This is a genomic window from Flavobacterium phragmitis (genome assembly GCF_900112575.1).
In the GTDB taxonomy this organism is placed as follows: Bacteria; Bacteroidota; Bacteroidia; order Flavobacteriales; family Flavobacteriaceae; genus Flavobacterium; species Flavobacterium phragmitis.
Genome location: NZ_FOMH01000002.1, coordinates 248255 through 274150, shown reverse-complemented (window position 1 = coordinate 274150; position 25896 = coordinate 248255). Strand labels below are relative to the sequence as shown.

The 25896-nt window shown below is 33.4% G+C and carries 29 protein-coding genes and 1 pseudogene; 6 read left to right on the top strand and 24 right to left on the bottom strand.

All coding sequences use genetic code 11. The annotated features are described in order from the left end of the window. Positions 1 to 9: 9 nt before the first annotated feature. On the bottom strand, positions 10 to 654 hold the full coding sequence (gene pyrE, locus BM289_RS04080) for an orotate phosphoribosyltransferase (protein ID WP_091491079.1): 645 nt from the start codon (positions 652 to 654) through the stop codon (positions 10 to 12). A gap of 7 nt (positions 655 to 661) precedes the next feature. Here pyrE and BM289_RS04075 point away from each other — a divergent pair, with 7 nt between their 5' ends. Further along, positions 662 to 1312, top strand: coding sequence for an NUDIX hydrolase (locus tag BM289_RS04075; protein ID WP_091491077.1), 651 nt, complete (start codon positions 662 to 664; stop codon positions 1310 to 1312). A 133-nt stretch (positions 1313 to 1445) separates the two neighbouring features. On the opposite strand, the gene BM289_RS04070 is transcribed toward BM289_RS04075, so the two are convergent. From BM289_RS04070 to BM289_RS04055, 4 genes are all read right to left on the bottom strand, one after another. Continuing rightward, positions 1446 to 2297, bottom strand: coding sequence for a hypothetical protein (locus tag BM289_RS04070; RefSeq protein ID WP_091491076.1), 852 nt, complete (start codon positions 2295 to 2297; stop codon positions 1446 to 1448). A gap of 216 nt (positions 2298 to 2513) precedes the next feature. Further along, entirely contained in the window at positions 2514 to 2978 is a 465-nt protein-coding gene (locus BM289_RS04065) for a hypothetical protein (RefSeq protein WP_143102041.1), read from the bottom strand. 160 nt (positions 2979 to 3138) lie between these two features. Next, positions 3139 to 4032, bottom strand: coding sequence for a hypothetical protein (locus BM289_RS04060; RefSeq protein WP_091491072.1), 894 nt, complete (start codon positions 4030 to 4032; stop codon positions 3139 to 3141). Positions 4033 to 4295: 263 nt separating this feature from the next. Continuing rightward, on the bottom strand, positions 4296 to 5039 hold the full coding sequence (locus BM289_RS04055; protein ID WP_091491071.1) for a DUF6882 domain-containing protein: 744 nt from the start codon (positions 5037 to 5039) through the stop codon (positions 4296 to 4298). Between the two features lie 429 nt (positions 5040 to 5468). Here BM289_RS04055 and BM289_RS04050 point away from each other — a divergent pair. Continuing rightward, positions 5469 to 5892 (top strand): annotated as a pseudogene (locus BM289_RS04050) (helix-turn-helix domain-containing protein). Positions 5893 to 6061: 169 nt separating this feature from the next. Here BM289_RS04050 and BM289_RS04045 read toward each other — a convergent pair. Together BM289_RS04045 and BM289_RS04040 are read right to left on the bottom strand one after the other, a co-directional pair. Further along, positions 6062 to 6691 (bottom strand): hypothetical protein, encoded by a 630-nt coding sequence (locus tag BM289_RS04045; RefSeq protein ID WP_091491069.1) that lies wholly within the window; start codon positions 6689 to 6691, stop codon positions 6062 to 6064. Between the two features lie 219 nt (positions 6692 to 6910). Continuing rightward, positions 6911 to 7249: a cyclic-phosphate processing receiver domain-containing protein gene (locus BM289_RS04040; RefSeq protein WP_244165321.1), complete on the bottom strand. Its 339-nt coding sequence runs from the start codon at positions 7247 to 7249 to the stop codon at positions 6911 to 6913. A 407-nt stretch (positions 7250 to 7656) separates the two neighbouring features. Between BM289_RS04040 and BM289_RS04035 the strand changes: the two genes are divergently transcribed. Then, complete coding sequence (locus BM289_RS04035) at positions 7657 to 9021, top strand: DEAD/DEAH box helicase (protein ID WP_091491065.1); 1365 nt, start codon at positions 7657 to 7659, stop codon at positions 9019 to 9021. 187 nt (positions 9022 to 9208) lie between these two features. Then, positions 9209 to 9655: a hypothetical protein gene (locus tag BM289_RS04030; RefSeq protein WP_091491064.1), complete on the top strand. Its 447-nt coding sequence runs from the start codon at positions 9209 to 9211 to the stop codon at positions 9653 to 9655. Between the two features lie 184 nt (positions 9656 to 9839). Here the strand turns inward: BM289_RS04030 and BM289_RS04025 are convergent, their stop codons facing one another. The 5 genes from BM289_RS04025 to BM289_RS04005 form a co-directional block, all read right to left on the bottom strand. Continuing rightward, positions 9840 to 10418, bottom strand: a complete 579-nt coding sequence (locus BM289_RS04025; RefSeq protein ID WP_091491062.1) for a PhnA domain-containing protein — start codon at positions 10416 to 10418, stop codon at positions 9840 to 9842. A 146-nt stretch (positions 10419 to 10564) separates the two neighbouring features. Continuing rightward, entirely contained in the window at positions 10565 to 11026 is a 462-nt protein-coding gene (gene coaD, locus BM289_RS04020) for a pantetheine-phosphate adenylyltransferase (protein ID WP_091491061.1), read from the bottom strand. A 135-nt stretch (positions 11027 to 11161) separates the two neighbouring features. Then, entirely contained in the window at positions 11162 to 11854 is a 693-nt protein-coding gene (locus BM289_RS04015; RefSeq protein ID WP_091491059.1) for a DUF421 domain-containing protein, read from the bottom strand. 44 nt (positions 11855 to 11898) lie between these two features. Continuing rightward, the gene (locus tag BM289_RS04010) at positions 11899 to 12552 is read right to left on the bottom strand and encodes a hypothetical protein (protein WP_091491058.1); all 654 of its coding nucleotides are present in this window, start codon (positions 12550 to 12552) and stop codon (positions 11899 to 11901) included. A 95-nt stretch (positions 12553 to 12647) separates the two neighbouring features. Further along, positions 12648 to 13619: a D-alanine--D-alanine ligase gene (locus BM289_RS04005; RefSeq protein WP_091491056.1), complete on the bottom strand. Its 972-nt coding sequence runs from the start codon at positions 13617 to 13619 to the stop codon at positions 12648 to 12650. A gap of 338 nt (positions 13620 to 13957) precedes the next feature. On the opposite strand from BM289_RS04005, the gene BM289_RS04000 reads away from it, so the two are divergent. Together BM289_RS04000 and BM289_RS03995 are read left to right on the top strand one after the other, a co-directional pair. After that, positions 13958 to 14575: a PASTA domain-containing protein gene (locus BM289_RS04000; protein ID WP_091491055.1), complete on the top strand. Its 618-nt coding sequence runs from the start codon at positions 13958 to 13960 to the stop codon at positions 14573 to 14575. After that, positions 14565 to 15608, top strand: coding sequence for an RluA family pseudouridine synthase (locus tag BM289_RS03995; RefSeq protein WP_091491053.1), 1044 nt, complete (start codon positions 14565 to 14567; stop codon positions 15606 to 15608). The genes BM289_RS04000 and BM289_RS03995 overlap by 11 nt, the downstream gene beginning before the upstream one ends. Positions 15609 to 15708: 100 nt before the next feature. Here BM289_RS03995 and BM289_RS03990 read toward each other — a convergent pair whose 3' ends face one another. The 12 genes from BM289_RS03990 to BM289_RS03935 all read right to left on the bottom strand — a co-directional run bounded on the left by BM289_RS03990 (position 15709) and on the right by BM289_RS03935 (position 25888). Then, positions 15709 to 16320, bottom strand: coding sequence for a hypothetical protein (locus BM289_RS03990; RefSeq protein WP_091491051.1), 612 nt, complete (start codon positions 16318 to 16320; stop codon positions 15709 to 15711). 17 nt (positions 16321 to 16337) lie between these two features. Then, positions 16338 to 17561 (bottom strand): ATP-binding cassette domain-containing protein, encoded by a 1224-nt coding sequence (locus BM289_RS03985; RefSeq protein WP_091491050.1) that lies wholly within the window; start codon positions 17559 to 17561, stop codon positions 16338 to 16340. Positions 17562 to 17755: 194 nt separating this feature from the next. Continuing rightward, positions 17756 to 18607 (bottom strand): sulfurtransferase, encoded by an 852-nt coding sequence (locus BM289_RS03980; protein ID WP_091491547.1) that lies wholly within the window; start codon positions 18605 to 18607, stop codon positions 17756 to 17758. 4 nt (positions 18608 to 18611) lie between these two features. Then, on the bottom strand, positions 18612 to 19466 hold the full coding sequence (locus BM289_RS03975) for a ThuA domain-containing protein (RefSeq protein WP_091491048.1): 855 nt from the start codon (positions 19464 to 19466) through the stop codon (positions 18612 to 18614). Positions 19467 to 19480: 14 nt separating this feature from the next. Then, complete coding sequence (locus tag BM289_RS03970) at positions 19481 to 19870, bottom strand: DUF1398 domain-containing protein (protein WP_091491046.1); 390 nt, start codon at positions 19868 to 19870, stop codon at positions 19481 to 19483. Positions 19871 to 20052: 182 nt separating this feature from the next. Next, entirely contained in the window at positions 20053 to 21042 is a 990-nt protein-coding gene (locus tag BM289_RS03965; RefSeq protein ID WP_091491045.1) for an alpha/beta fold hydrolase, read from the bottom strand. A gap of 104 nt (positions 21043 to 21146) precedes the next feature. Then, the gene (locus BM289_RS03960; protein WP_091491043.1) at positions 21147 to 21989 is read right to left on the bottom strand and encodes a maleylpyruvate isomerase N-terminal domain-containing protein; all 843 of its coding nucleotides are present in this window, start codon (positions 21987 to 21989) and stop codon (positions 21147 to 21149) included. A gap of 5 nt (positions 21990 to 21994) precedes the next feature. After that, positions 21995 to 22858 carry a mechanosensitive ion channel family protein gene (locus BM289_RS03955; protein WP_091491042.1) on the bottom strand — a complete coding sequence of 288 codons (864 nt, stop codon included), beginning with the start codon at positions 22856 to 22858 and terminating at the stop codon, positions 21995 to 21997. Between the two features lie 271 nt (positions 22859 to 23129). Further along, complete coding sequence (locus BM289_RS03950; RefSeq protein WP_057122622.1) at positions 23130 to 23567, bottom strand: acyl-CoA thioesterase; 438 nt, start codon at positions 23565 to 23567, stop codon at positions 23130 to 23132. A 55-nt stretch (positions 23568 to 23622) separates the two neighbouring features. Next, the gene (locus tag BM289_RS03945) at positions 23623 to 24084 is read right to left on the bottom strand and encodes an SRPBCC family protein (RefSeq protein WP_091491040.1); all 462 of its coding nucleotides are present in this window, start codon (positions 24082 to 24084) and stop codon (positions 23623 to 23625) included. Between the two features lie 4 nt (positions 24085 to 24088). After that, a complete protein-coding gene (locus BM289_RS03940) occupies positions 24089 to 24553 on the bottom strand; it encodes a nuclear transport factor 2 family protein (protein WP_091491038.1) in 465 nt (154 codons plus the stop codon). A 27-nt stretch (positions 24554 to 24580) separates the two neighbouring features. Continuing rightward, the gene (locus BM289_RS03935; protein ID WP_091491037.1) at positions 24581 to 25888 is read right to left on the bottom strand and encodes a Na+/H+ antiporter; all 1308 of its coding nucleotides are present in this window, start codon (positions 25886 to 25888) and stop codon (positions 24581 to 24583) included. Positions 25889 to 25896: the final 8 nt, after the last annotated feature.

The following is a 25896-nucleotide window of genomic DNA, read 5'->3' as shown; positions in this document are numbered from 1 at the left end:
ATCTAAAATCTACTCCTGTCCCCAAGTTGATGGGCTAACGCTCCATTCTTGCAGAGTTGATTGTTGGTCTTCTGTGATATATTGTTTCTGAACCGCTAAATCCAATAGATTTTCGTAGTTACTTAAAGTGAATAAATCAACATTTGCTTCTTTGAAGTTTTCTTCTGCAACACTGAATCCATAAGTAAAAACGGCAGCCATACCTTTAATATTGGCACCTTCGTTTCTTAAAGCTTCTACAGCCATTAAGCTGCTTTTTCCTGTGGAGATTAAATCTTCGACAACCACAACATTTTGACCTTTTTGTAAAAAACCTTCGACTTGGTTTTGTCTTCCGTGTTTTTTAGGCTCTGGACGGACATATACGAATGGAAGACCTAAACTTTCGGCAACCAAAATACCAACTCCAATGGCTCCAGTGGCAACACCGGCGATTACATCAGGTTTTCCAAATTGTTTTTCGATGTTTTTGGCAAATTCATCACGAACATAGTTTCTGATGCTCGGAAATGAAAGAATTAACCTATTATCACAGTAAATAGGGGATTTCCAACCAGAAGCCCATGTAAAAGGATTTTCGGGATTCAATTTAATTGCATTTATTTGCAAAAGCAATTCGGCTGTTTTTTCGGCAGTATCTTTATTAAAAATCATAATACAAATGTATAAAGTTTTTGTAAACGACAAACCACTTTTTTTGACAAATGAAATCTCAAAGGAAACAGATTTCCAATTGTTCTTGTTGGAGAGTATTGATATCGAACAGCTTATCATAAAAATTTTTCAGAATAAAATTCAAAAAGCGATTCTATATCATCCAGACGAAAGTGAAATGATGAAAACCCTTAAAGCCAAAATTCCCGTTAATAAAGCAGGCGGAGGCTTTGTCTATAATAAGAAAGGAGAGGTTCTGTTTATCTTTAGAAACGGAAAATGGGATTTACCAAAAGGCGGAATAGAGAAGGGAGAGGACATTGAAACGACTGCAATGCGCGAAGTCGAAGAAGAAACTGGAGTAAATAAGTTAAGAGTTACCAATAAACTTCAGAAAACGTATCATATTTTTAAACGTAACGGAAAATACAAACTTAAAATTACACATTGGTTCGAAATGTTTTCTGATTTTGAAGGAACGCCACACGGCCAATTAGAAGAAGGAATCGAAAAAGTAGCGTGGTTAAACCCAGAACAAATTAAAGAGGCGCTTAAAAATTCATACGAAAACATTAAATTGTTGTTTGAAGAAGAAAAACCAATAGCAAAAATAGCTACGACTGTCCCGTATCATTCAGATAGAAATTCTAATAGTTAAATTTTTAGAGTTTTAAACTGAAATTTGTTCCAATATTTTTGGAAGTAAAAGCTAAATATTTAAGCCAAGCTAATATTACAAAAGTCTCGATAGATAATTCTAATCGAGACTTTTTACAAAAATGAAACTAATTCTATTTATATTCGTAAACAGACACAATCTTCATAGCAATATTTGAAGAAGACACGTATTCTGTTGTCGTTTTCGAAATTTTGCCATTACTATATTCGCGGTTAATTGTGGCATTTCTTGTACCCTCTTTGTAACTAGAAACTATATTTTCAGAAACTTGTGAAGTGTAATTTCCTCCATTTACTATTACCATAAAAAAACTATTCATTTTCCAAGCCTTTCCATACATATGTTTGGAAGGATCTGCTTCATTTTTTTCAGTGCCGTAAGTATAAGTCACAAGAGGCGTCGTAACATTTGTTTCAGCATTAAAAGAAGTTACAGCGACCAAATTTTGTCCTTCGTAGGTATATTGATACCTTAAAGAATTTGCTCTAGGAGGAGCGCCGTTTACCGAGATTGTTTTTTTACTAATAATCTGTTTGTTTGCATTTAAACCAAATTCGTATACTATAGCGTTACCATTGTAGTGCTTGTAAGTAACAAGAATAGTAGTTTCGTTATAGGTTATAGTATATTTTATCTCGCTATTATCACTAAAAACTACTGCAAATTCAGTTAAACGATCATTACTGTCAAAAGTATATTTGTTGGTAGAGAATAAAAAACCGTCAGGTTCATAATTAGAAGCTGTAGCAATTAAATTATTATTGTAGCTGTAATTTGTATGGCTCTTGTCTAAGTTTTTCACATCTTCCAGTTTACTATTTGAGTAATAGTATTTTGAAGAATCCCATAAAATATTATCTGCATAGTAATCTGTTGTAATAGAAACCAATTCAGATTCTTTAGAGTCATCATTTGTGCAGGAAACAGCTAAAAATCCAATTAGAAGAATTATTATTTTTTTCATTTTTTTTTCCTTTTAAGTTATATCTAGTAGTAAAATATTTTTTAAAAGGTTGCGTAGAAAAGCAAAAAAAATGTAAGAATTTAGAATTGACTTAAGTAAAAAAAAGCTCTAAATAACTTTACGTTTATTAGAGCCTTTTTACATTTGGTTTATGTTGGTTTATGGATTCTGTATTTAGGTTGTAAATGATTTCGTGTTTTGCTTTATCTGAAAAAATTACGGTTTAGAAAAATTCAAAATTGGCCCCCATGTTTCTCCTGAGATACTGTTGCCAACAGCCATTATTGAGCCACTTTTAAAGTCTGACGCAAAATGCACCGTAACCGTTGTTCCAGAAGCGGTTAATGAACCGTTATCGAAAGTGATACCGCTTCCTGAATAAACTTTCCATTCTCCAGGTGTGGCAAGTCCTCTAATATAGAGAGTATACTTGCTGGACTTAGATTTCACAATTGCCATTGAATTTGGCTCACAAGGATTCTCTCTTGTATATTGCGTTAAAGTCACAATTTTTGGATCAGCATCTTCAATACTCGAGGTGCATTTGAGATATAAAGGAGGTGAAAAATAATCATCTGGCACGTTGTAGGTCATTACCTCTTCATTGGAACATGAAGAAATTGTCAAGCTTATTGAGATCGTAACTAAAGCGAGAATCATATATTTTAGTGAGCTTTTCATTAGTATAGATTTTGAAGTTTATATTTAACAGTAAAATATTTTTTAAAAGGTTGCGTGCAAATGCAAAAAAAAATGAGAATAAGAAACAGATTTATTTTAGAATTAAAAAAGCCCAGCAAACTTTAGGTTTACCAGGCTCAATTTAAATTTTAAAAATCTCTTATTTATACTCGTAGATAAATTCAGATCTTTCTACATCTGTCGTTTCTCCTTCGATCGTTTCAGAATGTTTTCTCGTTTCTTTTACTAATTTATTTTGACTATTAAATTCATAATCAACCACCATATCGTAAACAGAGTCGTCATCAAGAATTGTAGTAGAAGATGCAATCAGATTTTCAGATGTTTCACCTTCAAACATATAAAGACGGTTAGTTACTTTTAAGCCAAGCAGATTCAATAAAAAGTTATTTTGTTTCCATTCTTTACCCAAAAGATCTTTTTTATAACTGTTGTCATTTTTTATTGCGCTATAAGTAATTTTTGCGTTCGATTTCGAGACAGCTGCAAGATTTCCGTTTTCATAATCAAATACCTCATCATCATTATAACTAATAATCTGATTATTGGCATCAAGCTTAAATTCATACGTTTTTGTACTAACAACAGGAGAAGTCGTCACTGTCGCAGTTATTTTATCGGCACTGTAAGCAAAAGTAATTTTTTTAGCAACGATACTTTTATCAGAAAAAGGCATTTCCTGAAAATCAATTATTCTGCCTGCGCTGTCATAAGCCAATTTTGTTGTTGTTGCCATTACACGTCTTGCATCATAATTTTGTATCTCACTTACCAAATTGTTGGTATAGGTATATTTACTGTAAGATCCGTCATTGTATTGAAAGAAAATAAGTTTTTCTCCAGAAAAGTACAATTTATCAGTCTGATAATTTTCGTCCTCTTCATCGTAATATTTTTGAGTTATAGTATACGAAATTGCATGTGCTCCCGGATCAAATGGTTCGTCCAAATTTAAATATGGTTCATAAACAGGATCATTGTTCGAGCAGGAAACAGCTAGGATTCCTACGATAAGAAATAACATTTTTTTCATATTTATATTTTTTAAATTATATCAATTAGTAAAACATAATTCAAAAGGTTGCGTAAATAAATAAGAAAAATTGTAAAAATAAATAGCTGGGCGTGCCACCATCCCGATAAGAGGGCAAATATACTTTGAGCTTATACGCCCTCTTATCGGGAAGCTGTCGGGCTTTCGCTGCTACTTCGGTAGCTTAGCTCTATCCCTCACGCGGAGACAAACTTTGTGGTTAGTTTGTTTTAAGTTTCAGGTTTCAGGTTTGAAGTTTTTACTTAAGAATTATTACCGTTTAAGTTGGTCAAAAGGTTGTTTTCATTAAAAACAGCATTGATAACATTTCCGTCTTTTTCTGCTTTAACTTCGTTTCCATTCGAAGTCAATTCGTAACCTTTTTGAGACAGATAATGGGTAAAAGCATTTTTATGATTCTGAATTTCAAATGTCGAAATCAGTTCAGGAAAAACAGTTAAAATTCTGGAGAATTCTTCACTTTCAGCTTTATCAATCAGATCCGATTTAATCGTAACCACCATTGTTCCCTGACCGTAATTTCCAAGATAATAACCGCTTCCATCAAACATTTCGGTTGCAATCATTCCAATTAAATGCAAATCATTTGGAACAGCGTCAAATTTGCCAACAGTCAATAAATCGATATTGTTTTCTTCGCCGTATTGTTTTAATAAAAGCGCTTGTTTCATAACAGATTCAGCATAACCGCCCGCTTTATTTTCCCAAAGCCAAAGCCAGGTTTCAGAAGAATGCGAAAACGAACCCAAAACCTGCATTGGAAATGTCAAATCGTCTCCAAAAGTTATTTCTTCTTTATTCATGTCAACATTCCATGAAAGTCCTCCAGTTACAGCATAAAGATTTCTTTGTTTTTCTAAAGCCAAAGCTCCGTATTTTTCTAAAAAATCATTCTCAGATACAAAGTGTTTCCTGCCATTTTGCTGATTAGTAGTTGATTCTGTATTTTCTTCTTTCTTTTTAAAAAGATTGTTGAATAGTCCCATTTTGTTACGATTTTTTAGAATTTTAAAATTGATGTTTTCAAATATAAGATTTTTAAAATAAGTCAGAAAAACATTAATTAAATATAAGTTTATTGTTGGAAGATTGAATTGCGTCCAGCTTTAGCTGGATAATAAAAATTAAAGAAGAAAAGGGCTTTAGCCAAACTTTCGCAGATTTGGCTAAAGCCTTTTTCAATTCGTATTTTGGTCCTCTAGCTAAAGCTAGGGGCTATTGAAATTACTTTGAGTCTTTGCTTGCTTCTACTTCTTTGTTTGTAACTTTTTTGATTTAGATAAAATTAACCGTTGAGAAAGAGAAGATTAAATAATAAGAAACAAAACTTAGTAACTCAGAATCTCAGAAACTTAGCAACTTATTTAATTTCATATATCAAAATCGTATTTTTGTTTAACAAGTAATATTTTAGAATTACGAGCACACTATCAAAACCAAGCCATATTAGGAAGAAAAACAAGTCGTATTCGTGAACTTCGTGATATGAAACAAGAAGCTTTGGCTCAGGCTTTAGGAACAAACCAACAAGCGATTTCTGCTTTAGAAAACAGCGAAACGATAGATGATGAAAAGCTAAAACAAATTGCAAAAGCTTTAGGAGTAAGTGTTGAAGCTCTTAAGAATTTTTCGGACGAAGCTGCAATTAATTATTTCAATAATTTTTATGATAATAGTGCACAAGGACAAATATTAAATAACTCTTGTACTAATCTTACTTTTAATCCTTTAGAAAAGTTAATAGAATCTTACGAAGAAAATAAAAAGCTTTATGAACGTCTAATTCAGGCAGAAAAAGATAAAGTAGAGTATTTAGAGAAGATATTGAAGGATAAATAGTTATTCTTTTTTACAATTTGAAAAAGCCTAATAAAATTTGTTTTTTTATTAGGCTTTTTGATTTTATATATTGTCGCTGGCGCGAGCGTCCCGCTCGTGTCCGTTTTACGTAATGATTTAGATTGCGTTCACGAGCGGGACGCTCGCGCTAGCAGGGGGAATTTTGAAATTATAAATTAGCTCCTAAAAGTTCTCGAAATTCTGTTCTAATGGCAATCATAATAGGTTGGATGTTTTCGTTGAGCCTTTTATAAGCTGATACAGTATTCTCTTTAATTTCTCTATTAGGAAATACTAATTTGTTAACAGGGTGATTTGGTTTATAGTCAATAGAGATTTGAAAAGATTCTTCCATAAACTCGGCAAGCATCGATTCAAGATTATTACTAAAAAAAATTAAATTGTCATCTATGTATTTTATCAGCTCTTCGTTTGAAGCTATAAAATTCATATGTAATCTTTCCTCGTTTTTTTCAAACGTTGTATTGCTTGGGATAAGTTTGATTTCAGCAACGAAAAGACCCAAATCGTTTCTAGTCTTATTTAATAATGAGTAAGTTTTTTTTAATACATTAAAACGCTCTTCGTGTAACTTGGTAAACTTGAAATTTTCCTTTGCTATTAACGAATCCAATTCTCTTTGAAATTTTGTAATTTCTAAAGAATGTTCTTTTTTGGTGTTTTCAAGTTTCTTGTCAAAAGAGCTTTTTATTCTTCCTTCAGTTATTTTTGTAATAATTAAAGTAATCAATGTGGGAACAATTGAATAGCTAAGAATATTAGTTAATAAGTTTTCCATATAGTAATATTTTAAATTAAACTTTTAGGAGGTTCTGAACGTATAGCTTTGCGTTCTTATCGCAAGCCCAGCCTAATCAAAAGCAAAAAAACTTAGCGCACTTTGCGTTAAAAAAAATTAGGCAATCCAATAGCGCGGATTTGCAATCCGTGCCCACAAAGTAAAGCAAGGTTGCTTTTTACAATTGTTTTCTTTACAAGTATAGATTAAAAACCTGTACTATTGTAATCTCAAATGTCTAATATAATTATCAAGTAAACCCTGAATCTGCTGGCTGGCAACAGGATTTGCAGAATGTACATTGAATTTTAGATTTTGTAAATCAATTCCGGATTCATAAACCAGCCATTTGGCGCAAGCGTAACCATCTTCGGCAACTTGATCATTTGCATCGAGACCTAAATCATTATCAAAGCTAATTAACTCAGGAAGGCCTTTTTCTAGAATTACCGCTTTAAAATCCTCAAAATTTCTAACTATAACAAAATCGTTGTTAGTGAGATTTTTGTAAACCATATTTACATCTCTAATATCGTCAAGAAAAAGTTTGTATGACATTTTTAAAGGCTTAAAAATTATTGAATATTTTGTCATTTCGAGTAACGAGAAATCGCACTATCCCGAAGCCTCGGGACGCGGAGAATTTTGACAATCTTTGTCGAGCTACGAGTGTGATTTCTCGTTCCTCGAAATGACATACTTTGTGCAAAAAACTTTAAGTAAGGACTTTGACGAAGTTCTAAGCATACAGCTTTGCGTTCTTATCGCAAGACAAACCCAATCAAAAGAAAAAAATCTTAGCGTACTTTGCGTTAAAAAAAAATCAGGCAATCAATAGCCATGCTCAATCAAAATTAAAAAAACTTAGCTTCCGATAGCTATCGGGATTGCGTTTAAATAAGCAGCATTCCAATCTGAACACTAAAAACTGTAAACTGCCAGCTATTTTTCTCTACTTTTGCAAAATGAACAAAAAACACCATTCCAACGATATACTTTCGAATTTAGGCATTGAAAACCTAAACGAAATGCAGGAAACTGCAAAAGACGTAATTCTTCACGATAATAACACTTTGTTGCTTTCTCCAACAGGATCTGGAAAAACATTGGCGTTTTTGCTTCCTGTTTTAGAATTATTGCAACCTGAAATCTTATCAGTTCAATGTTTGATTTTGGTTCCGTCGCGTGAATTGGGACTTCAGATTGAACAGGTTTGGAAAAAAATGGGAACGCAGTACAAAGTCAATATTTGTTACGGTGGCCATTCGATTGAAACGGAAATGAAAAACTTAAGCAATCCGCCGGCAGTTTTAATTGGAACGCCTGGAAGAATTGCAGATCATATCGACAGAGAAACTTTCAGAACAGATAAAATTCAGACTTTAATTTTGGACGAGTTTGACAAGTCGCTTCAATTAGGGTTTCATGAGCAGATGTCTTTTATTATCGGGAGATTACCGAAAGTTAATAAAAGAGTTTTGGTTTCGGCAACGTCAGATATTGAGATTCCGAAATACACACGAGTTGTAAATCCGACCGTTTTGGATTTTATTCCAGAAGAAGAGGAGAAAGAAAACCTTTCGATGAAAATGGTGCTTTCGCCAGCCAAAGACAAATTGCAGAGTTTGTTCAATTTGATTTGTTCGCTGAAATCAGAATCGGCTATTATTTTCTGTAATCACCGAGATGCAGCAGAACGTATTAGCGATACTTTAAACGAAAAAGGAATCTATTCGGTTTATTATCACGGCGGCATGGATCAGGAAGAGCGGGAGCGTGCTTTGATTCAGTTTAGAAACGGAAGTGTGACGTATTTGGTGACGACAGATTTAGCCGCCAGAGGTTTGGATATTCCAGAAATGAAACATGTTATTCATTATCATCTGCCTTTAAAAGAAGACGAATTCACCCACCGTAACGGACGTACAGCGCGTATGCAGGCAACGGGAACGGCCTATATTATTATTCACGAAAGTGAAAAACAATTCGATTATATCGATTACAAAATGGATGTTTTAGATGTTGAAGGAAATGTTTCACTGCCAAAACCACCGCAATTTCAAACAATCTACATCAGTGGCGGAAAGAAAACGAAACTGAATAAATTTGATATTGTGGGGTTCTTTTCGCAAAAAGGAAAACTAGAAAAGGACGATTTAGGTTTAATTGAAGTAAAAGATTTTGTTTCGTTTGCAGCTGTAAAATACAATAAAGTAAAAGACCTTTTGAAAAACATCAAAGAGGAGAAAATGAAAGGCAAGAAGTTTAAAATCGAAGTTGCCCGAAATGTCATCAAGAAAGTAGAAGACGAAAAGAGAGGAAAGTACTGATTTTGGATTTTAGATTTTACATTTTACATTTTGGAATTTTTGAAATTTATCCCTTTGTTTATCAGTGTTTTAGAATTGTGTAACTAAGTTTTACAATTTTATGTTAAAAAAATAATGTTTTGATAGGTGTTTTTTCAATATTTCTATGTTTTTTTGCTACAGAAAATTGTAAACCCCAAATTCCATTATGAAAAACATTATTACCCTTGCTGCTATGTTCTTTAGCTTCGTTTCGTTTGCACAAGTTAAGGTTCTTGAAACTGTTCCTGTTGAGAAATTAGGGAAAGTAAACAACAATTACATTCAAAAAGTTGGAGATGAGTATACGGTGTATTACACTATTATCCAAACTGATGAGGATTCTTCAAACCTAAGAAAATTTTCATTCAAAAACATTGACAACGCATACAACAATCTTTACAATATTATTGTTGGAGGATTTAATGCAACGCCTTTGTATGATATCAAATTAGAATTACCAAACAACTACATTTGGTTACACTATACAGGAAATGTTGTTCCAGACAAAGCAACAGTACAATTTATGGTTTCAAGTAAAGAAAGAGACGCAGATACAAACAATGTTTCTGAGCCATTCGTAAAAGACCAAATCAGTAAATTATTCCAGAAATAATTCCTTGAAGGTTCAAAGATTCAAAGTAACAAAGGGACAAAGTTTTTAAGCTTAGTTCTCAACACATAAAAACAAAAAAAGCTGTTCGATTGAACAGCTTTTTTTTTGTTTTAGGCTCAAAGGTTTGATTTCAGTTAGGAAACTTTGCCTCTTTAAACCTTTGTTACTTTGTCACTCAAAAGAATTATATTTTCTTAACATACTGTGTAATAATCACAATCTGCTGTCCGTCTACTTTTCCTTCGATATATTCAGCGTTTTCGTGGTCTAAACGAATGTTTCTTACGGCGGTTCCTTGTTTGGCAACCATGCTAGATCCTTTCACTTTAAGATCTTTAATTAAAACGACAGAATCTCCGTGTTGTAGTACTACGCCGTTGCTGTCGCGGTGAACCAATTTATTTTCGTCATCTTCTCCTTCTCCTGTTGCTTTTGCCCATTCCAACGTATCATCGTCTAAATACATCATGTCTAGCAATTCTTGAGGCCATCCTGCAGCGCGCATACGGCTTAACATTCTCCAAGCTACAACTTGAACCGGAATATTTTCGTTCCACATGCTGTCGTTTAGGCATCTCCAGTGATTTAAATCTACGTTGTCGGGATTTTCAATTTGGTCAATACAAGTGTTACAGGCAAATACAGATTCATCAAGGCCTCCTTTTCTAGTTGGAAGTACTTGATAAACTTTTAAATTCTCTTCAGCACCACAAAGTTCGCATTTAGCGCCACTTCGTTTGCTTAATTCTCTTTCGATACTCATTTTTTGGTGTTTATTTTGAAAATGCGAAATTACTTATAATTTGCTTCGCTTACAAGTTTATGTTTAGTTTGAAAATTATTAAAAGCGTTTGATAATTTTATTCTTTTGACGCACAAAATCTATGTGTTTCAAGAGCATTTTTTGTCTTATTTTTCCTTTACTCTAACAGCTTTTGGAACCAATTGTTCATATTCACCACCATGACGCAATACATCACGCACAATGCTTGAACTGATAAAAGAGGTACTTGCAGCCGTCAACAAAAAAACGGTTTCTATTTTTGAAAGTTTTCTGTTGGTGTGTGCAATGGCTTTTTCAAACTCGAAATCGGCTGGGTTGCGAAGACCTCTTAAAATAAAATTGGCTTTTTCTTTTTTAGCCAAATCAATTGTTAGTCCTTCATAGGTAATAACAGAAACTTTGGGTTCGTCTTTGAAGGTTTCTTCGATAAAACGTTTTCTTTCTTCTAAGGAAAACATGTATTTTTTTTCGGCATTGACACCAATCGCAATTACAATTTCATCAAACAAAGGAATTCCTCTTTTGATAATATCTTCGTGTCCAAGTGTAATAGGGTCAAATGATCCTGGAAATATGGCTTTTCGCATTTTTTTTCTTTTTTAAGGTTCAAAGCTGCAAAGGCACAAAGGCTCAAAGTTTTTATAAATTGACTGAAGCTTTGTTTTTTGAGTTTAAAAATTTTTATAGTTTGGAATTTGGTATTTTATTTTTGGAATTTAAATCTACGTTATTCTTTTGGTATTGATGGAGGGAACCCATTCGTCTTTATGGCAATCTTTACAAGTGGAAGTTCCTTTTTCTAATTTTTCAGTATTACCGCAAAAGGAACAGGAATATACTCCGTCTTCTGGGATAATTTTATTTTTTTTCTCAAAAAGTAAAGGCAGAATCGGCAATCCGTAGCCAACGTCTTTGTCTTCATAATAAAAAACACTGATTTCGCCGCTGGTTTCGATAAAAGCGTGTTTTACTTGTCCTAAATGCTCAATTGATTTGATTCGTAATTCTGCAAAAAACTCATCTTGTGCTAGACTTTCTTTCTTAAAACTGGTTATAGAAAACTTTCCGTCGTTAATCAGACATTCGGTTTTACCTTCTATAAATTCTTCGAATTTTTTGCTTTTTCCAGTAAGCCAGGTTACGGTTCTGTACAAAATGATTATGGTAGTAAAAACTATTGCTGCTGGAATAATTCCAACATCTTCATAAAACATAGGATCGCCTGCAGCAGAACCTAATGCAATGATAATTACAGTTTCAAAAATAGATAATTGTTTTACACCTCGTTTTCCTGCCAGTTTTAAGGTTAGCAACAAAATGGTAAACATAACAGTCGAACGAAAAATCACTTCCAAAAGAAAACTTTCCGGAAGACTGTTAAAAAAGACTCTATCCCATTCGAATATTTGGTTCATTTTTTTGAGGTGCTAAGTTGTTAAGGTTCTGAGATGCTGAGTTTTTATTTTGTTACTGGAATTTTGTATTCCGGTTTTTGTATTTCTAATGGATATTTTGCTCGCCTGATTTTTATTATTTCATTATTTTCATAAAGCTTAATGATTGCTTTTTTTGAATAAGAAACTTTTCGATCAGAGTAGTTTTCATTTTTATCCAAATCATCTACTTCATAAGGCAGATAAGCGTCAAAATCATTATGTGTTGTAAAAATACTGTCGGTTGTTATTTTGTCTATTTTCATGGTTGAATAATAACCGTTTGAGAATTTTAAATTATAGACATCTCCAACTTCTGGTTTTTTTATTAAAACAGCGGTTTCATTATTGTTTTTAATATAAACGTTTATGCTGTAAATAATAGCTAAAAATATTATAATACTTCCAGAAAACATCCAGACTGCACTTTCTAATTTTTCATTTCGTAATTTTTCTTGTGCGCCTGAAGATAAATCATCATAATCGAATAAACTTTGGCATTTATCACATTGTACATTTACATATTTTCCAACAGGAAAAAGAGGAATCGTTGTAATATGAGTGTACCTTTTGTATATACTAAAATATAGCGTATTGAAATTGCCACATTCAGGACATTTTTCATTTGAAAGTATCCCGTTTTTTACATTTGAATCTCGAGTTCCAACTAGAAAGATCATATTTATTTTAGGTTCGGAAATGCAAAGTTTAAATTTTTCTATAAAAAATAAGGTGCTAAAATCTTAGAATCTTAGCACCTTAGTATCTTAGCGACTTATTTCAAAGCTAACTCAATTGCATTTGTAAACAAATCTTCCAGAGAAATTCCTGCAGCTTTTGCTTGTTGTGGAATCAAACTTTCTGTTGTTAGGCCTGGAATGGTGTTCATTTCAAGCATATGAGGTTCGTCATTTACGATAATGAATTCGCTTCTTGAGAACCCTTTCATTTTTAAAACTTCATAAGCACGTTTTGCTGTATCTGCTACTTTTTTAGTTAGTTCGTCGGAGATTCTTGCTGGCGTGATTTCTTGCGATTTTCCTTCGTATTTTGCTTCGTAATCAAAGAAATCATTGTCTGATACAATTTCTGTAATTGGCAATACTTTAATTTCACCTTGGTAATTGATTACCCCTACAGAGACTTCAGTTCCGTCAAGGAAACTTTCGATGATGATTTCGTTGTCTTCTTTGTAAGCTACTTCAATGGCAATTGGAAGTTCAGCCTCAGTTTTTACTTTTGAGATTCCGAAACTTGAACCTGCTTTGTTTGGTTTTACGAAACAAGGCAATCCTACTTTTTTAACGATTTCTGCTGTATTGATTTCGTCTCCTTTGTTCAGGTAATAAGAAACTGCTGTTTTGATTCCGTATGGTTTTAAAACCGATAATAAATCTCTTTTATTGAATGTCAGAGCCGATTGGTAATAATCACAAGAAGATTGTGGCATTCCGATTAATTCAAAATAAGCTTGCATTAATCCGTCTTCGCCCGGAGTTCCATGAATGGCGTTGAAAACACAGTCAAAAGTGATTTTTTCACCATTTACAGTTACAGAAAAATCATTTCTATCAATTGGGAATTCGGCATCTTTATCGTCTACATAAACCCATTTTTCTTTAAAAATATGAATTCTGAATCCGTTGTATTTTGTTTTATCAAGATATTGATACACGACATTCCCGCTGATTAAAGATATTTTGTATTCGCTGGAATAGCCGCCCATGATGATGGCAATGTTTTTCATGTTTTTGTTTCAGGTTTTAATTTGTTTCAGATTTCAGGTTTCAAGTTTCAAGTTTTGTTGCGATTGTGAAAACTGATTGTTGAATCTTTTTTATTGAGTATATGATTTTTTAATAAATAACGTTCTTATGAAACCGAGAGTTCTAGCCCTGATAGAAGCGGCATCCTTTTGTGCCGGGGTTCGGCGCAAAAGATACAGCGGATAGCAGGAAACAGCTCCTTAAATTTGTCCTTCGACTTCGTTCAGGATTACAATTTAGGCACTTTCTTGTTTTAAACAAAATTATCATTTTTTTTGAAACGAAATACTTTATCTTTGTCGCTATTAAAAATAAATTTATGAGTTTACGTCAGTATTTAACAAGCCGAGTTTTTTTCTTGCAATTGCTTGCGGCCGCAGCTATTATCGCGGTAATTGGTTATTTATTTATGCATTGGTTGACTTTTACGACCGATCACGGACACGAAATCGAGGTTCCGAATTTGTCTAAATTAACTGAGGAGCAAGTTGAAAATAAATTGGACGAATTGGATTTGGATTATGTTCTATTAGACAGTGTTGATTACAGAAGTGAATACCCAAAATATAGTGTTGTAGAGCAAGATCCGTTGCCAGGAACAATGGTTAAAGTGGGTAGAAAAATTTATATCAAAATTAATGCGTCTGGATTTTCTTCTGTTAAAATTCCTGATTTAATTGAAAAAACATATCGTGAAGCAGTGCCAACTTTAAAAGCGTTAGGACTTGAGCCGGGAACGATTACGTATATTCCGAATCTTGGAAAAGATATGGTTTTGGAAATGCGTTTAAAAGGCAGAAATTTGAAAGTAGGAGACCGTGTTTTGAAAGCGTCTAAAATTGATTTGGTTTTAGGTGACGGAAAAGCAAGTTATGTAGATGATAGCCAGGCAGACAGTACTGCAGTGCCTGTAGAAACCCCACAAGATGAACAATAATATTGAAGAAAATTTAGATCTGGAAGACGAATTATTCGAACATTACAGATTTGAAGTCCCTAAAGGTCAGGCGTTTTTGCGTATTGACAAATATTTAATGTATTTGATTCCGAATGCCACACGAAATAAGATTCAGAATGCGGCAACGGACGGAAATATTTTTGTAAATGATATTCCTGTAAAATCAAATTATAAAGTTAAACCTTTTGATGTGATTACGATTATGTTGTCACATCCGCCATTTGAAAACCATATTCTTCCTGAAGATATTCCGTTGAATATTGTGTATGAAGACGATGCTCTTTTATTAATCAATAAAGAGCCGGGAATGGTAGTGCATCCGGGTCACGGAAATTATACCGGAACTTTGGTAAATGCTTTGGCGCATCATTTTGATAATCTGCCAATGAACAGTAGTGAACGTCCTGGTTTGGTGCACCGAATTGATAAAGATACTTCAGGACTTTTGGTGGTTGCCAAAACGGAAGCTGCGATGACGCACTTGGCAAAACAGTTCGAAGCCAAAACTACAGAGCGTGAATATATTGCTTTGGTTTGGGGGAATGTTACTGAAGAAAGCGGTACAATTGAAGGAAACTTGGCAAGACATTTAAAAGACCGTATGCAAATGGCAGTTTTTGACGATCCAGAAATTGGAAAACCGGCCATTACACATTATAAAGTTTTGGAACGTTTTGGTTATGTGACTTTGATTTCTTGTAAATTGGAAACGGGAAGAACGCACCAGATTCGTGCACATATGAAACATATTGGACATCCTCTGTTTAATGATGAGCGTTACGGCGGTCATTTGATTTTAAAGGGAACAACTTTTACGAAATACAAACAATTTATCGAAAATTGTTTTAAAGCTTTACCACGTCAGGCTTTACACGCTAAAACGCTTGGATTTGTTCATCCAAATACAGGAGAATTAATGCGTTTTGACACGGAGTTGCCAGACGATTTTAAAGAATGTATCGAAAAATGGCGTAACTATGTGAAGTCGCATAATACGGATGAAGAAAATTAAAATTGGATAATTTCTTAAACACAAATTCCACTAATTTTCACAGATTAATTTCGTGTAAATTAGTGGAATTTGTGTTTTAATTATAGTTGTTCTATTTTATTTAAATAGTTTTAATTTTTAGGTCTATTATTTTTACTTCTCCGTTGGTTATAAAACCTAATTTTCCTGTTTGGCTTAGGTTTTTATTTTCTAAAGAACATTCTAAGGAGGTTTTATTGTCTACTGAAAATAATAATTGGTTGTTTTGAACTTTAATTTTTACAGAATACCATTTGTTGTTTTGCAGTTCAATAGGTTTGTTGAAAAGGCTTTTTCCTCCTCTTTTACCATATTCGTTACTGTTTTTGTCGTAAACACCTTTTCCAATTACGATATTTTGATCTATTTGATAAAGATAGGTCCTGATGTAATTTCCTTTTTCTAAATTCAACATGACTTCGAATAAAGATTCCTTGGTCATATTGGCTTTAAATTCTATTTCATAGTTTTTTGGCAGTTTCTTTTTTGATTCTAAAACACCCCATTCCGAAGGAGATCCAGTTCCGATAATGGTGTCATTTTTTAAAATCCATTCTTTTGAATTAATTCTCCAATCTGACTTTAATTTTAAAGATGTATTAAGAGTATATTCTTTTTTTACTGTTGAAATTGTACCTGAGCAGGAAAACAATAACAGCTGTAAAAGAAACACTATAGAAATCTGGTTTCTCATTTTATTTTATGTAAATATTATTTTATTTGTCCTGTTGAGCCTGTTTCAGATGGTAGAAGTTCGAATACTGAAGTAGGAGCCAGGCCTTGTTCGATTCTATGTGAAACGTAGAGAATACTTACGTTTGTTTCTTGTTTAATAGTATTGATAAGCTGAATTACCAAATCTACGTTTTCGTCGTCTAAACCTTCTACAGGTTCATCTAGAATTAATAATGGCGGATGTTTTAAAACGGCACGGACAATTAACCCAACTCTTTGTTGTCCAATAGAAAGATCGATGAAACGTTTTTTACGCAAATGGGTCATTTCGATTACTTCCAGCCATTGCGTCACGATATTTTTTTGATGTGTTGTAGGTTCTGTGTAAAGTCCGATTTGGTCAAAGAATCCTGAGAGAATCATTTGTTCCAAAGTATGTCCTTTTTGAAACAAATCCATCATTGCAGTCGTATAAATTCCGATTTGTTTTTTGATGTCCCAAACGCTTTCTCCTGTTCCTTTTTTTCTTCCAAACAAAAATAAATCCTGTCCAAAACCTTTTGGATTATCTCCTGTGATTAAGGATAAAATAGTACTTTTTCCGGAACCGTTTGGGCCAATTAACTGCCAGAATTCACCTTGTTTTATCGTCCAAGAAATGTTGTCAAGAATCTTTCTTTCGTCATAACTTACCGAAACATTTTCCAGTCTGATTAATTCGTTTTCTGGAAAAGTATGAATTTCGGTCGCTTTAGGAATAGCAGTTGTATTTAAGGTTTTGAAATGATTTTCGCTTTTTACGAATGGATGCAGTTCAAATGTATTGTCTTTGATTTGCGCTTTGTTGGGAACAAATTCTAATACATCAACCGTACGGTTTAAAAGCTGAATAATGGCAATATCATTCGTCAGATCTTTTAAAGAATCGGCTAAAACTACTCTTGACGCCTGATCTAAATGGTCGAATGGATTGTCAAAAATGATGAAATCCGGTTTTTGATTGATACAGTATTTTAAAAACTCTTTTTTGCGTTCGCCTGAAGAAAACGTTCTGAGTTGTCTGTTTGAAGTAGTTGAAGCTTCTACGCTGTCGTATTGAAATTCTTTTTCGATGAATTTTTCAATCGCAATATCAGAGAATAATATTCCTTTTTGAGTGTTAAAAACGGCTAATTCTCCAGTTGCTTCGCCATTTAATATGTTGTCTATTAATTTCTTTTTATTTACCTGATTTGATAAAAGTATATCCCAGTGTTGCATTGTAATTTTTATTTGTATTATTTTTTTGCCACAGATTTTACAGATTAAAGTGATTTTTTTTAGCCACGAATTTCACGAATTCGCACGAATTTTTTCTCAGTTCTAATTCGTGGAAATTCATGTAATTCGTGGCAACGCATTTTTTTAATCCTTTTAATTTATAAATCCCGATAGCTATCGGGAGTGGCAAAAAATTATTCTTTTTGTTGAGTTGCCATTTCGCGGTCATTTCTTGACCATTCGCTCCACGAGCCTACATATAATTTCGGAATTGCAAGTCCGGCGTAATCCATTGCTAACAAGGTATGGCAGGCTGTAACTCCAGATCCGCAATGTACGATTATGTTTTCGTCTTTTTTATCTCCAATTATGGATTTGTATTTTTGAGCTAATTCTTTGGCAGATTTAAAGAATCCGTTTTCATCTAAGTTTTCTGTTAGAGGAATATTTACTGCGCCTGGAATATGCCCGGCGATTAAATCCAGCGGTTCTGTCAGTCCGTCAAACCTGTTTTTATCCCGAACATCAATGACAAGATTTTGATCGTTTTTACGCGCTTTTTCGACTTCTTCAATATCAGCTAATGGTAATTTCCATTCTTTAATTGGATAAGTTGTTTTTTGAACTATTTCATTTCCTGAATTAGTTGGAAAGCCATTCTGTAATGCTGCTTGATAACCACCATTTAAAACCTGAATTTTTTCATGTCCAACGGCACGCATCATCCACCAGAATCTTGCAGAGAAATTAGAACCATTTTTATCGTCGTAAACAATAATATGGTCTGAGGGTGAAATTCCTAAGTTTGAAAGAGTTTCTGAAAATTGCTCAACAGTTGGTAAAGGATGTCTGCCTCCATTTGCCGGATTTGCCGGTATCGAAGCCAAATCTTGGTTTAAATCTACAAATCGGGCACCTTTTAAATGTTGTTTCTGATAAACGTCAAAAGCATTCGAACCCGCTCTGGCATCAATTAAAATGACTTCAGAAAAATTTAATTTGTTCAATTCTTCAGCAGAAATGATGGGAGAAAGAGAAGTTGACATTTTATTATTTTTTTGAATTACCAAGCCAAAGCAATGCGTTCAGAATCATTTGACTTTGTGTTTTGTTTTCAAAAGTGTACGATAAGGTTTTGTTTGTTCCTCCTTCATAATCAATATCATTGTGTCCCATATTCACGTACAGCATTTTATATTTTTTGTTTGTCCAAACAACGGGATAATAACCGCTATGCCAGATTTCATGAGCTTTTGGACCAGTTCCTAATGGAAAACTAGATTCATCAATAGCCAATAAAATTTCAATGTCTGAATTTTTGGTTAAATCATTCGACCATCTGTACCATTCATTTGGAGCAGAAGTAAACTTTGTAGGCAGGTTTTTGGTTACAGCATGTTGACTTTCTACTCTCAAAACTGCTGAAGTTGGTTTCCAAGTATTGCTTCCATATTCGCCAGAACCCAAGAAAGTGTTATGATACCAATTCCAATCTTGTGGATAACTCGAATCATTTAAAGCAAATGCCGAAAAATGAAATCCGATGAAACCGCCACCGTTTTCCATATATTTTTGAAAAGCTTCTCGCTGTTCTTTTTTCTCAGGTCTTGTATCTAAAAACAAAACAACTTGATATTTTGCTAAAAACTTAGCGTTTAAATTATCCCAATTGCTGGTCGAATCGTACTGAAAATGATTCTCTGCCGCTAATTGCGGAAAGTATTTATTGGCTTCATGCACAAAACTAATATGTGCTTGATCGTTTTTTGCGGTATAAAAAGCAATCACTTTAAATTTTGAATGTTCTTTTTTATTTTGAGAAAAGCCAAAAAAAGAAACAATTAAAGCTAAAAGTAAAATGCTTTTTTTGAAGATGGTTTGGTGGTTTTGGTTGAAAATAGTCATGAATAGTGAAGCGATTAAACAGGAATTTTTTCGATTAAAATTTCATTTTCAGATTTGTCAAAATAAGTGCAGGTCATTTCTACAATATCCACACGCCATTTTGCTATACCACATTGTGCACAGTGATTGCAAAAGGTCATATAATCGGTTTCGCCATGCTGATGTTTTACCAGATTTTCTATAAACAATTCTTTGTTTGGAAAATCGGCTACTTTTATTTCAGGGTATTTTTCTTCGGCTTCAGCGGTATAATTATTTAAGCCATAGTAAACGACGCTTCCATCGTGTACATAAGTGTCATATCCTTTAACGCCTAAAATGATTAAGTCCTGAATGTAATTTGGAAAATCTGCTCCAGTTTTTACTTTAGCGTGTGCTTCTTTTATTTGGTCTATTGTAAACATATTTATATAGTTTTTTAGGTTAGGTTTTTTTCGCCACGAAATACACGAATTTGCTCTGATTTCTTTTTTATTTTGCCACAGATTAAAAAGATTAGCACAGATTAAATCATTTTAATCCTTTAATCTGTGGCAAAAAAATAATTCGTGGAAATTAGTGCAATTCGTGGCAAACAAAAAAAATATTATTTCAAAAATACGATTAATGATTTTATAAAAGGATCAAAAGATTCAATATGTGGTAAATGTCCGGTATTTGGAATTTCTACCAGTTTTGAATTCGGAATTGCCTTTTGTGTTTTCTTACCCAGCTCAGCATAATTTCCCATTGTTTTTCTTATTTCTTCAGAAACTAAAGGTTTTCCTAGAGCAGTTTTATCTCTCGTTCCAATTATTAAAAGTGTTGGGGTTTTAATGTTTTTAAATTCATATAAAACAGGCTGCGTAAAAATCATGTCATATAAAAGAGCAGAATTCCAAGCTACACGATCGTAGTTTGGAGCAGTTGTCCAACCAGCGCCGAGTTCTGCCCATTTTTGATAATCGGCATTCCATTTTCCGTCATAATAATTGGCCATTTGGTATTTTTTGATGCCCTCGTAATTTTGTTTTAATTCCGATTCGTACCACCAGTCAACAGGTTTATAAGGCACAATTAATTTCCAGTCTTCTAAACCAATCGGGTTTTCTAATACCAGTTTTTCTGTTGTTTCAGGATATAATAATGCGAAACGGGTTGCCAGCATTCCGCCCATAGAGTGCCCTAAAACAGTCGCTTTTTCGATTCCTAAATGATCTAAAAGCTGTTTGGTGTTTTGGGCTAATTGCTGAAAAGTGTATTGAAAATTATCCGGTTTTGTCGATTTTCCAAAACCAATCTGATCTGGAACAATAACACGAAAACCTTCTTTTGTTAAGGCTTTTATCGTCGTTTCCCAATAAGCACCATTGAAATTTTTTCCGTGAAGTAGTACAATATTTTTATTATTGTAATTGCTTGGTTTTATGTCCATGTAAGCCATTTTAAGCGCTTGACGCTGATTGCTTAATTCTAAAAAATGAACAGGAAAAGGGTATTCGTAATTGGTTAAATTAATGTCTAATTGCTTGATTTTTTGCTCTTGTGCCAAACAAAAAACAGGCAATAAAAGTATGAAGAGTTTTAAGTTTTTCATTTCAAAACGGTTTTTTATTAACAAACATAAAATTACCGCTATGCATTTTTAAAACCAAAAAATACGTTCTTAAAGTTATTACAAAAAAGCGATTGAGTTAACAATTAAGCCATTACAGCAATAATGTTAAGCGCAACTCTGCCAAGGTCTTTATCTCCTGTAATTTCCACTTTTTCCAGCGCTTCAATTGGCGACATTCCTTTAGAAAACAAAAGCCAGGCATCCTGCGGATTAATTTTTACAGTTGAAGCTGAATTGTCTTGAAAAGAATCTATAAATTCCCAGTTGTTTTCTTTTTTAATGATACTCCACTGACCGCCAATTTCTGTCGTAACAATCAAGGTTACAACTGAATTTACTGGAGCTTTTGTATTCCTGTAAGTATGCGGTAGCGCCTGTATAAAGGTCTCAATAAACGGATGGAATAATTCTTTAGTCATTAAACCTTGTTTTCCAACAGCGTCTCTAATTTGTTGCTGATGCAGGAATTTTTCGGTATATTCTCTCGCAATATGAAACCAGTTTAATGAAGTTTCCTGTCCAGCCCAAGCCACAGAAAATATCGCATTTTCAAATGGATCTAATATTTGTAAGTGTTCCGAATATTCTTTTCCTGTGCTTTCCAGTAAACTAATTAATACAGTTGGACTCAGTCTTTTTGTAGCATTCGTCCAAGTCATATTCAGCTGATTTAGGAAATCGACCAAATCTGGGTATGAATTGATGTTTTCCGGATTTTCTCCAAAATACCGATCTCTGGAAATCGATAATCCTCTTAAATTTCCGTCCAATAAATGGGATGCAATATCTTTAACCTTCCATTTTTTTGCTACAGTTTGGGCATTCCATTCTTCTTCTGTTAATGATTTTAAAAGATCAATTAACAAAGTATCCAAAATAGGGAAGAGGTGTAAAGTCTGAATCGGAATTATTTTTGAAGATTTCATTTCATTTATTTTTGATCAGGAATTTTGAAATCGCTGTTTTTTAAAGTCACAACACGCTGTGGGTATGGAATATCAATATTATTTTCGTCAAATCTTTTTTTGATGCTTTGCAGTAGATCACAATACATTACAAAACCATCGGTTGAGTTTTTTGCCCAAGCCCAGGCTTTTAGATTGACGCTTGAATCGGCTAAAGCGACTACGCGTGCCACAACCAGGGGCGTTTTTTCTTTTTTGGCTTCTGCAGTTCGCGTATCAATAAAAAGAGGATGTTTGGCGATTTCCTCTTTCATTATTTCTAATGCTTTATCCATATCAGAATCATAACCAATTCCGATTTCGATTATTTTACAGCATTTGGTATCGTGCATATTGGTATTGACAATAATCTGCGTACTAATTACGGAGTTAGGGATTATGATGCGATTGTTTTCGGCATCTTTCAAAACAACCTGTCTCAGATTAATATCTTCAACAGTTCCAACAAAATTGTTAATGGTGATTTTATCATTGATTTTAAAAGGTTTGAAAATCACTAAAAAAATACCGCTTACAATGTTACTCAAAGCTTGTTGAGAAGCCAGACCGGCAACAAGAGAAATAACACCAGCACCCGCTAAAAAGGAATGCCCAATGATTTTAAATTCTGGAATCTGAATCAACGCAAAAGCAAATCCCAGAATGTAAATTATCGTTATAATTAAATGTTTTAGGAACTTGAAACCAGTCGCATCATACTCTTTATTGGTTTCTTTTTTATATAAAAAATAACGAAGTACACGATCTGTAATTGCGCCAAGAATGATTGTAATTATTGCAATTATTGCTATAAAAATACCTATTCTGAAATCTTTTATATAATCAATCATAATTTCTGATTTTGTGAAAAAAAATCCAAAAAACAAATGATAGAATATTGCTTTTTGGATTTTATAAAGTTAAGATAAAAATCTACCTGTTGTGTGAAATTAATTGAAACACATAGAGACATAGATTTTTGCAGTCACCAAAGGCATTTCACTCCTAATAAAACACATATGTGTTAGAAACTAGTTTCTTTTGATTTCCTTTTTTAGATAAAAACAGAACTATGTTTCTATGTGTTTAATTAACCGCAATCAAATTAAAAATATTAGTGTTTTAGAGCCCTACAAAATCATCGCTTTTAGGGAAAATACTCAATGCCTGAATCGCAATTTCAGGAGTTGGAGAAGCCAGTTTACGCAGTTTAGTGTCCATCCAGGCTCCGTCAACCGTAATAGTGGCGCAAAGTGTATCGTCTTCTCTTCTAAACTCATGAATGATTGACCAGCGCGAAGCATCGGCTTTCATTTTGGATGTTTTGGTATGAATGAAGATTTTATCCGAAAGTTTTAATTCTTTTCTGAAAACACATTCTTCTCTAAATAAAACAGGTCCAAAACCTTGTGTCTGCATTACCTTTAAAGTTAGTCCTAATTCCTCAAGGATTTCAATACGATGCTGTGCACCAAAATCATAATAAGCACTGTGACGAACATGAAAATTAGGGTCAAGATCTGACCAGCGAAAAGATATTTCTTTTGTAAATGAAGCCATTTTGTAATTGTAATTTTAATTTGAAACCGAAATTACAAATAAAAAACGAGTTTTGTTAAGGTGTCATTTTTGATAATTCTATTTCTAACCTATCAAAATTCTCTTCATTCTTATCCACCACATACGGCTTAAGTTTTTGACATTCTTCGGCTGTTTCAAAAAGCATTTTAAAAATGACTTTTGTTTCGTTTTCAGAAATAGCTTCAAAGGTTGTCAGAATTTGAAAAAGTGGTTTCGAGTGACGTTTCCAAGCAATAAGATTCGGTTTTTCTATTTTTATGAATTCACATTCGTTTGCATAATTTCCAACTTCTGGACCATGCATAATAAAACGCCATTTTCCGCCTTCGCAAAAATTAAATTCATGAAAAGTATTGGTAAAACCTTTTGGTCCCCACCAATTTATCAAATGTTCTGGAGTGCTCCAAGCCTTAAAAACAAGTTCCTGCGGAAAATTTAAAACTCGTGTTGTAACGATTTCTGAATTGGGCGTTGTGGAAAGGATTTGTGAAGTCATTTTTTTATTCTTGAGGTTCCTCAAAGTTGTCGTAATAGGTAAAGTCTTTAGTGATTTTTCCGTTTTCAATTGTGAAAATGGTGCAAATCGGCAATTCAAATTTGGATTTGTCAGGAGCAGTTCCAGTAGAAACAAACTCTACAATAATATGTTTTTCGCCTGAAGGATAAATTTGCAGGATTTTATCATGAACATCTGGAAACATATCGCTCAATTCGGTATATTTTGTGATGATTTGCTGATGCGATTGTTTTACGATTCCGTTTCCTAGAGAAGGATCTTTAAATTCGGCATTTTCGACATACATTTCTGCCATTTCTTTCCATTTGTGCTGATTAAAAAGCTCGAAATATTCTTTTACTAGTTTTTCATTTTCGGATGAAGATACTGGAGTCATTTTTTCAGATTTTACATTATTACAGGAGGAAAAGGAGATTAAAATAATAAGAACGATTAAAATGTTTTTCATATTGGTTATTTTTAGAATAATAAAAAACTAATTTAGTAATTGTTTTTCAATTGGTTGATTTTCAGTATTGTTTTTCTGATTGTCCTTTTTATTTAATGTTCTAACAATCCAAGGAAGTGTAAGTCCTTGCCCGATTAAGGTAAAAAGTACTACAGCTACGGAAATAAATATAATAGCATTTCTTTCGGGAAAAGGGCTTCCGTCTTTCAGAAATCTGGGAAGTCCAATAGCGATAGCAAGAGATACTATGCCACGCATTCCTGACCAGCCTAAAATAATACTGTTTTTGAAATCGAGAAGTGCATCTTCACTGATTTTTCTTTTTCCTTTTCTAATTTTTTCAAAACCTTTCTGAAGATTAATTCTTTGAAGAAATATTCTAACAAATCGAATGAGTAAAGCGACAATCGTAATGATAAAGGCATAACCAATATAAGGAAGCAACATATCATTCTCAATATCTTTCAGTACATATCTAAAATTAAGACCAATTAGGATAAAGATTAGTCCGTTTAATAAAAAGATGATAATGTCCCAAAGATTTCGTGAACTGTTTTTTAAGCTCTCTGGAAATATCTTTTTACTAAAACGAGCAATCGCTAACCCTGAAATTACAACTGCGATTACTCCCGAAACATGCAGATGTTCTGCAATCAAATAGGTCACAAAAGGCATTAAAAGCATAAAACTAATGGTAACATTAGAATTTTTATGTACTTTTTTCAAGATGACAGCCAGAATTTTGGACATGACAAAACCAACTAAAAATCCGCCTCCCAATAATAAAACAAATTGCAAGGTTGCCTGCCAGATTACAAAAGCAGAACCCATTACGGCTGCAACAGCAAACCGATAAGCTACCAATGCAGAAGCGTCATTTATCAAACTTTCGCCTTCTAAAATGGTTATGGTTTTATGCGAAATATCCAGTCCTTTTGTGATACTTATAGCGGCAACAGCATCGGTTGCAGAAAGAATTGCCCCCAATACAAAGGCAAGAGGCCAAGTTATATTTGGGATTAAATAATGTGCCACAACAGCAATCCAAAATGTAGTAAGAAAAACTAAAGTTATTGCTAAAGTACTAATGGTGCTGATGTTGGTTTTGAAATCTTTAGGTGAAATATTAAAAGAAGCATCATACAGCAACGGAGGAAGAAATAGAAGAAAAATAATCTCTGGATTAATTTCTATTTCATTCATTGTTGGAATAAAACCAATTCCAACTCCCACAATTACAAGCAAAATAGGGTAGGGAAGTTTGGCTTTATCAGCAAAGGCAGATAATCCGATGACAATGGCGAGTATAAATATAATGATGCTGTAGTTTTCCATTATAATGA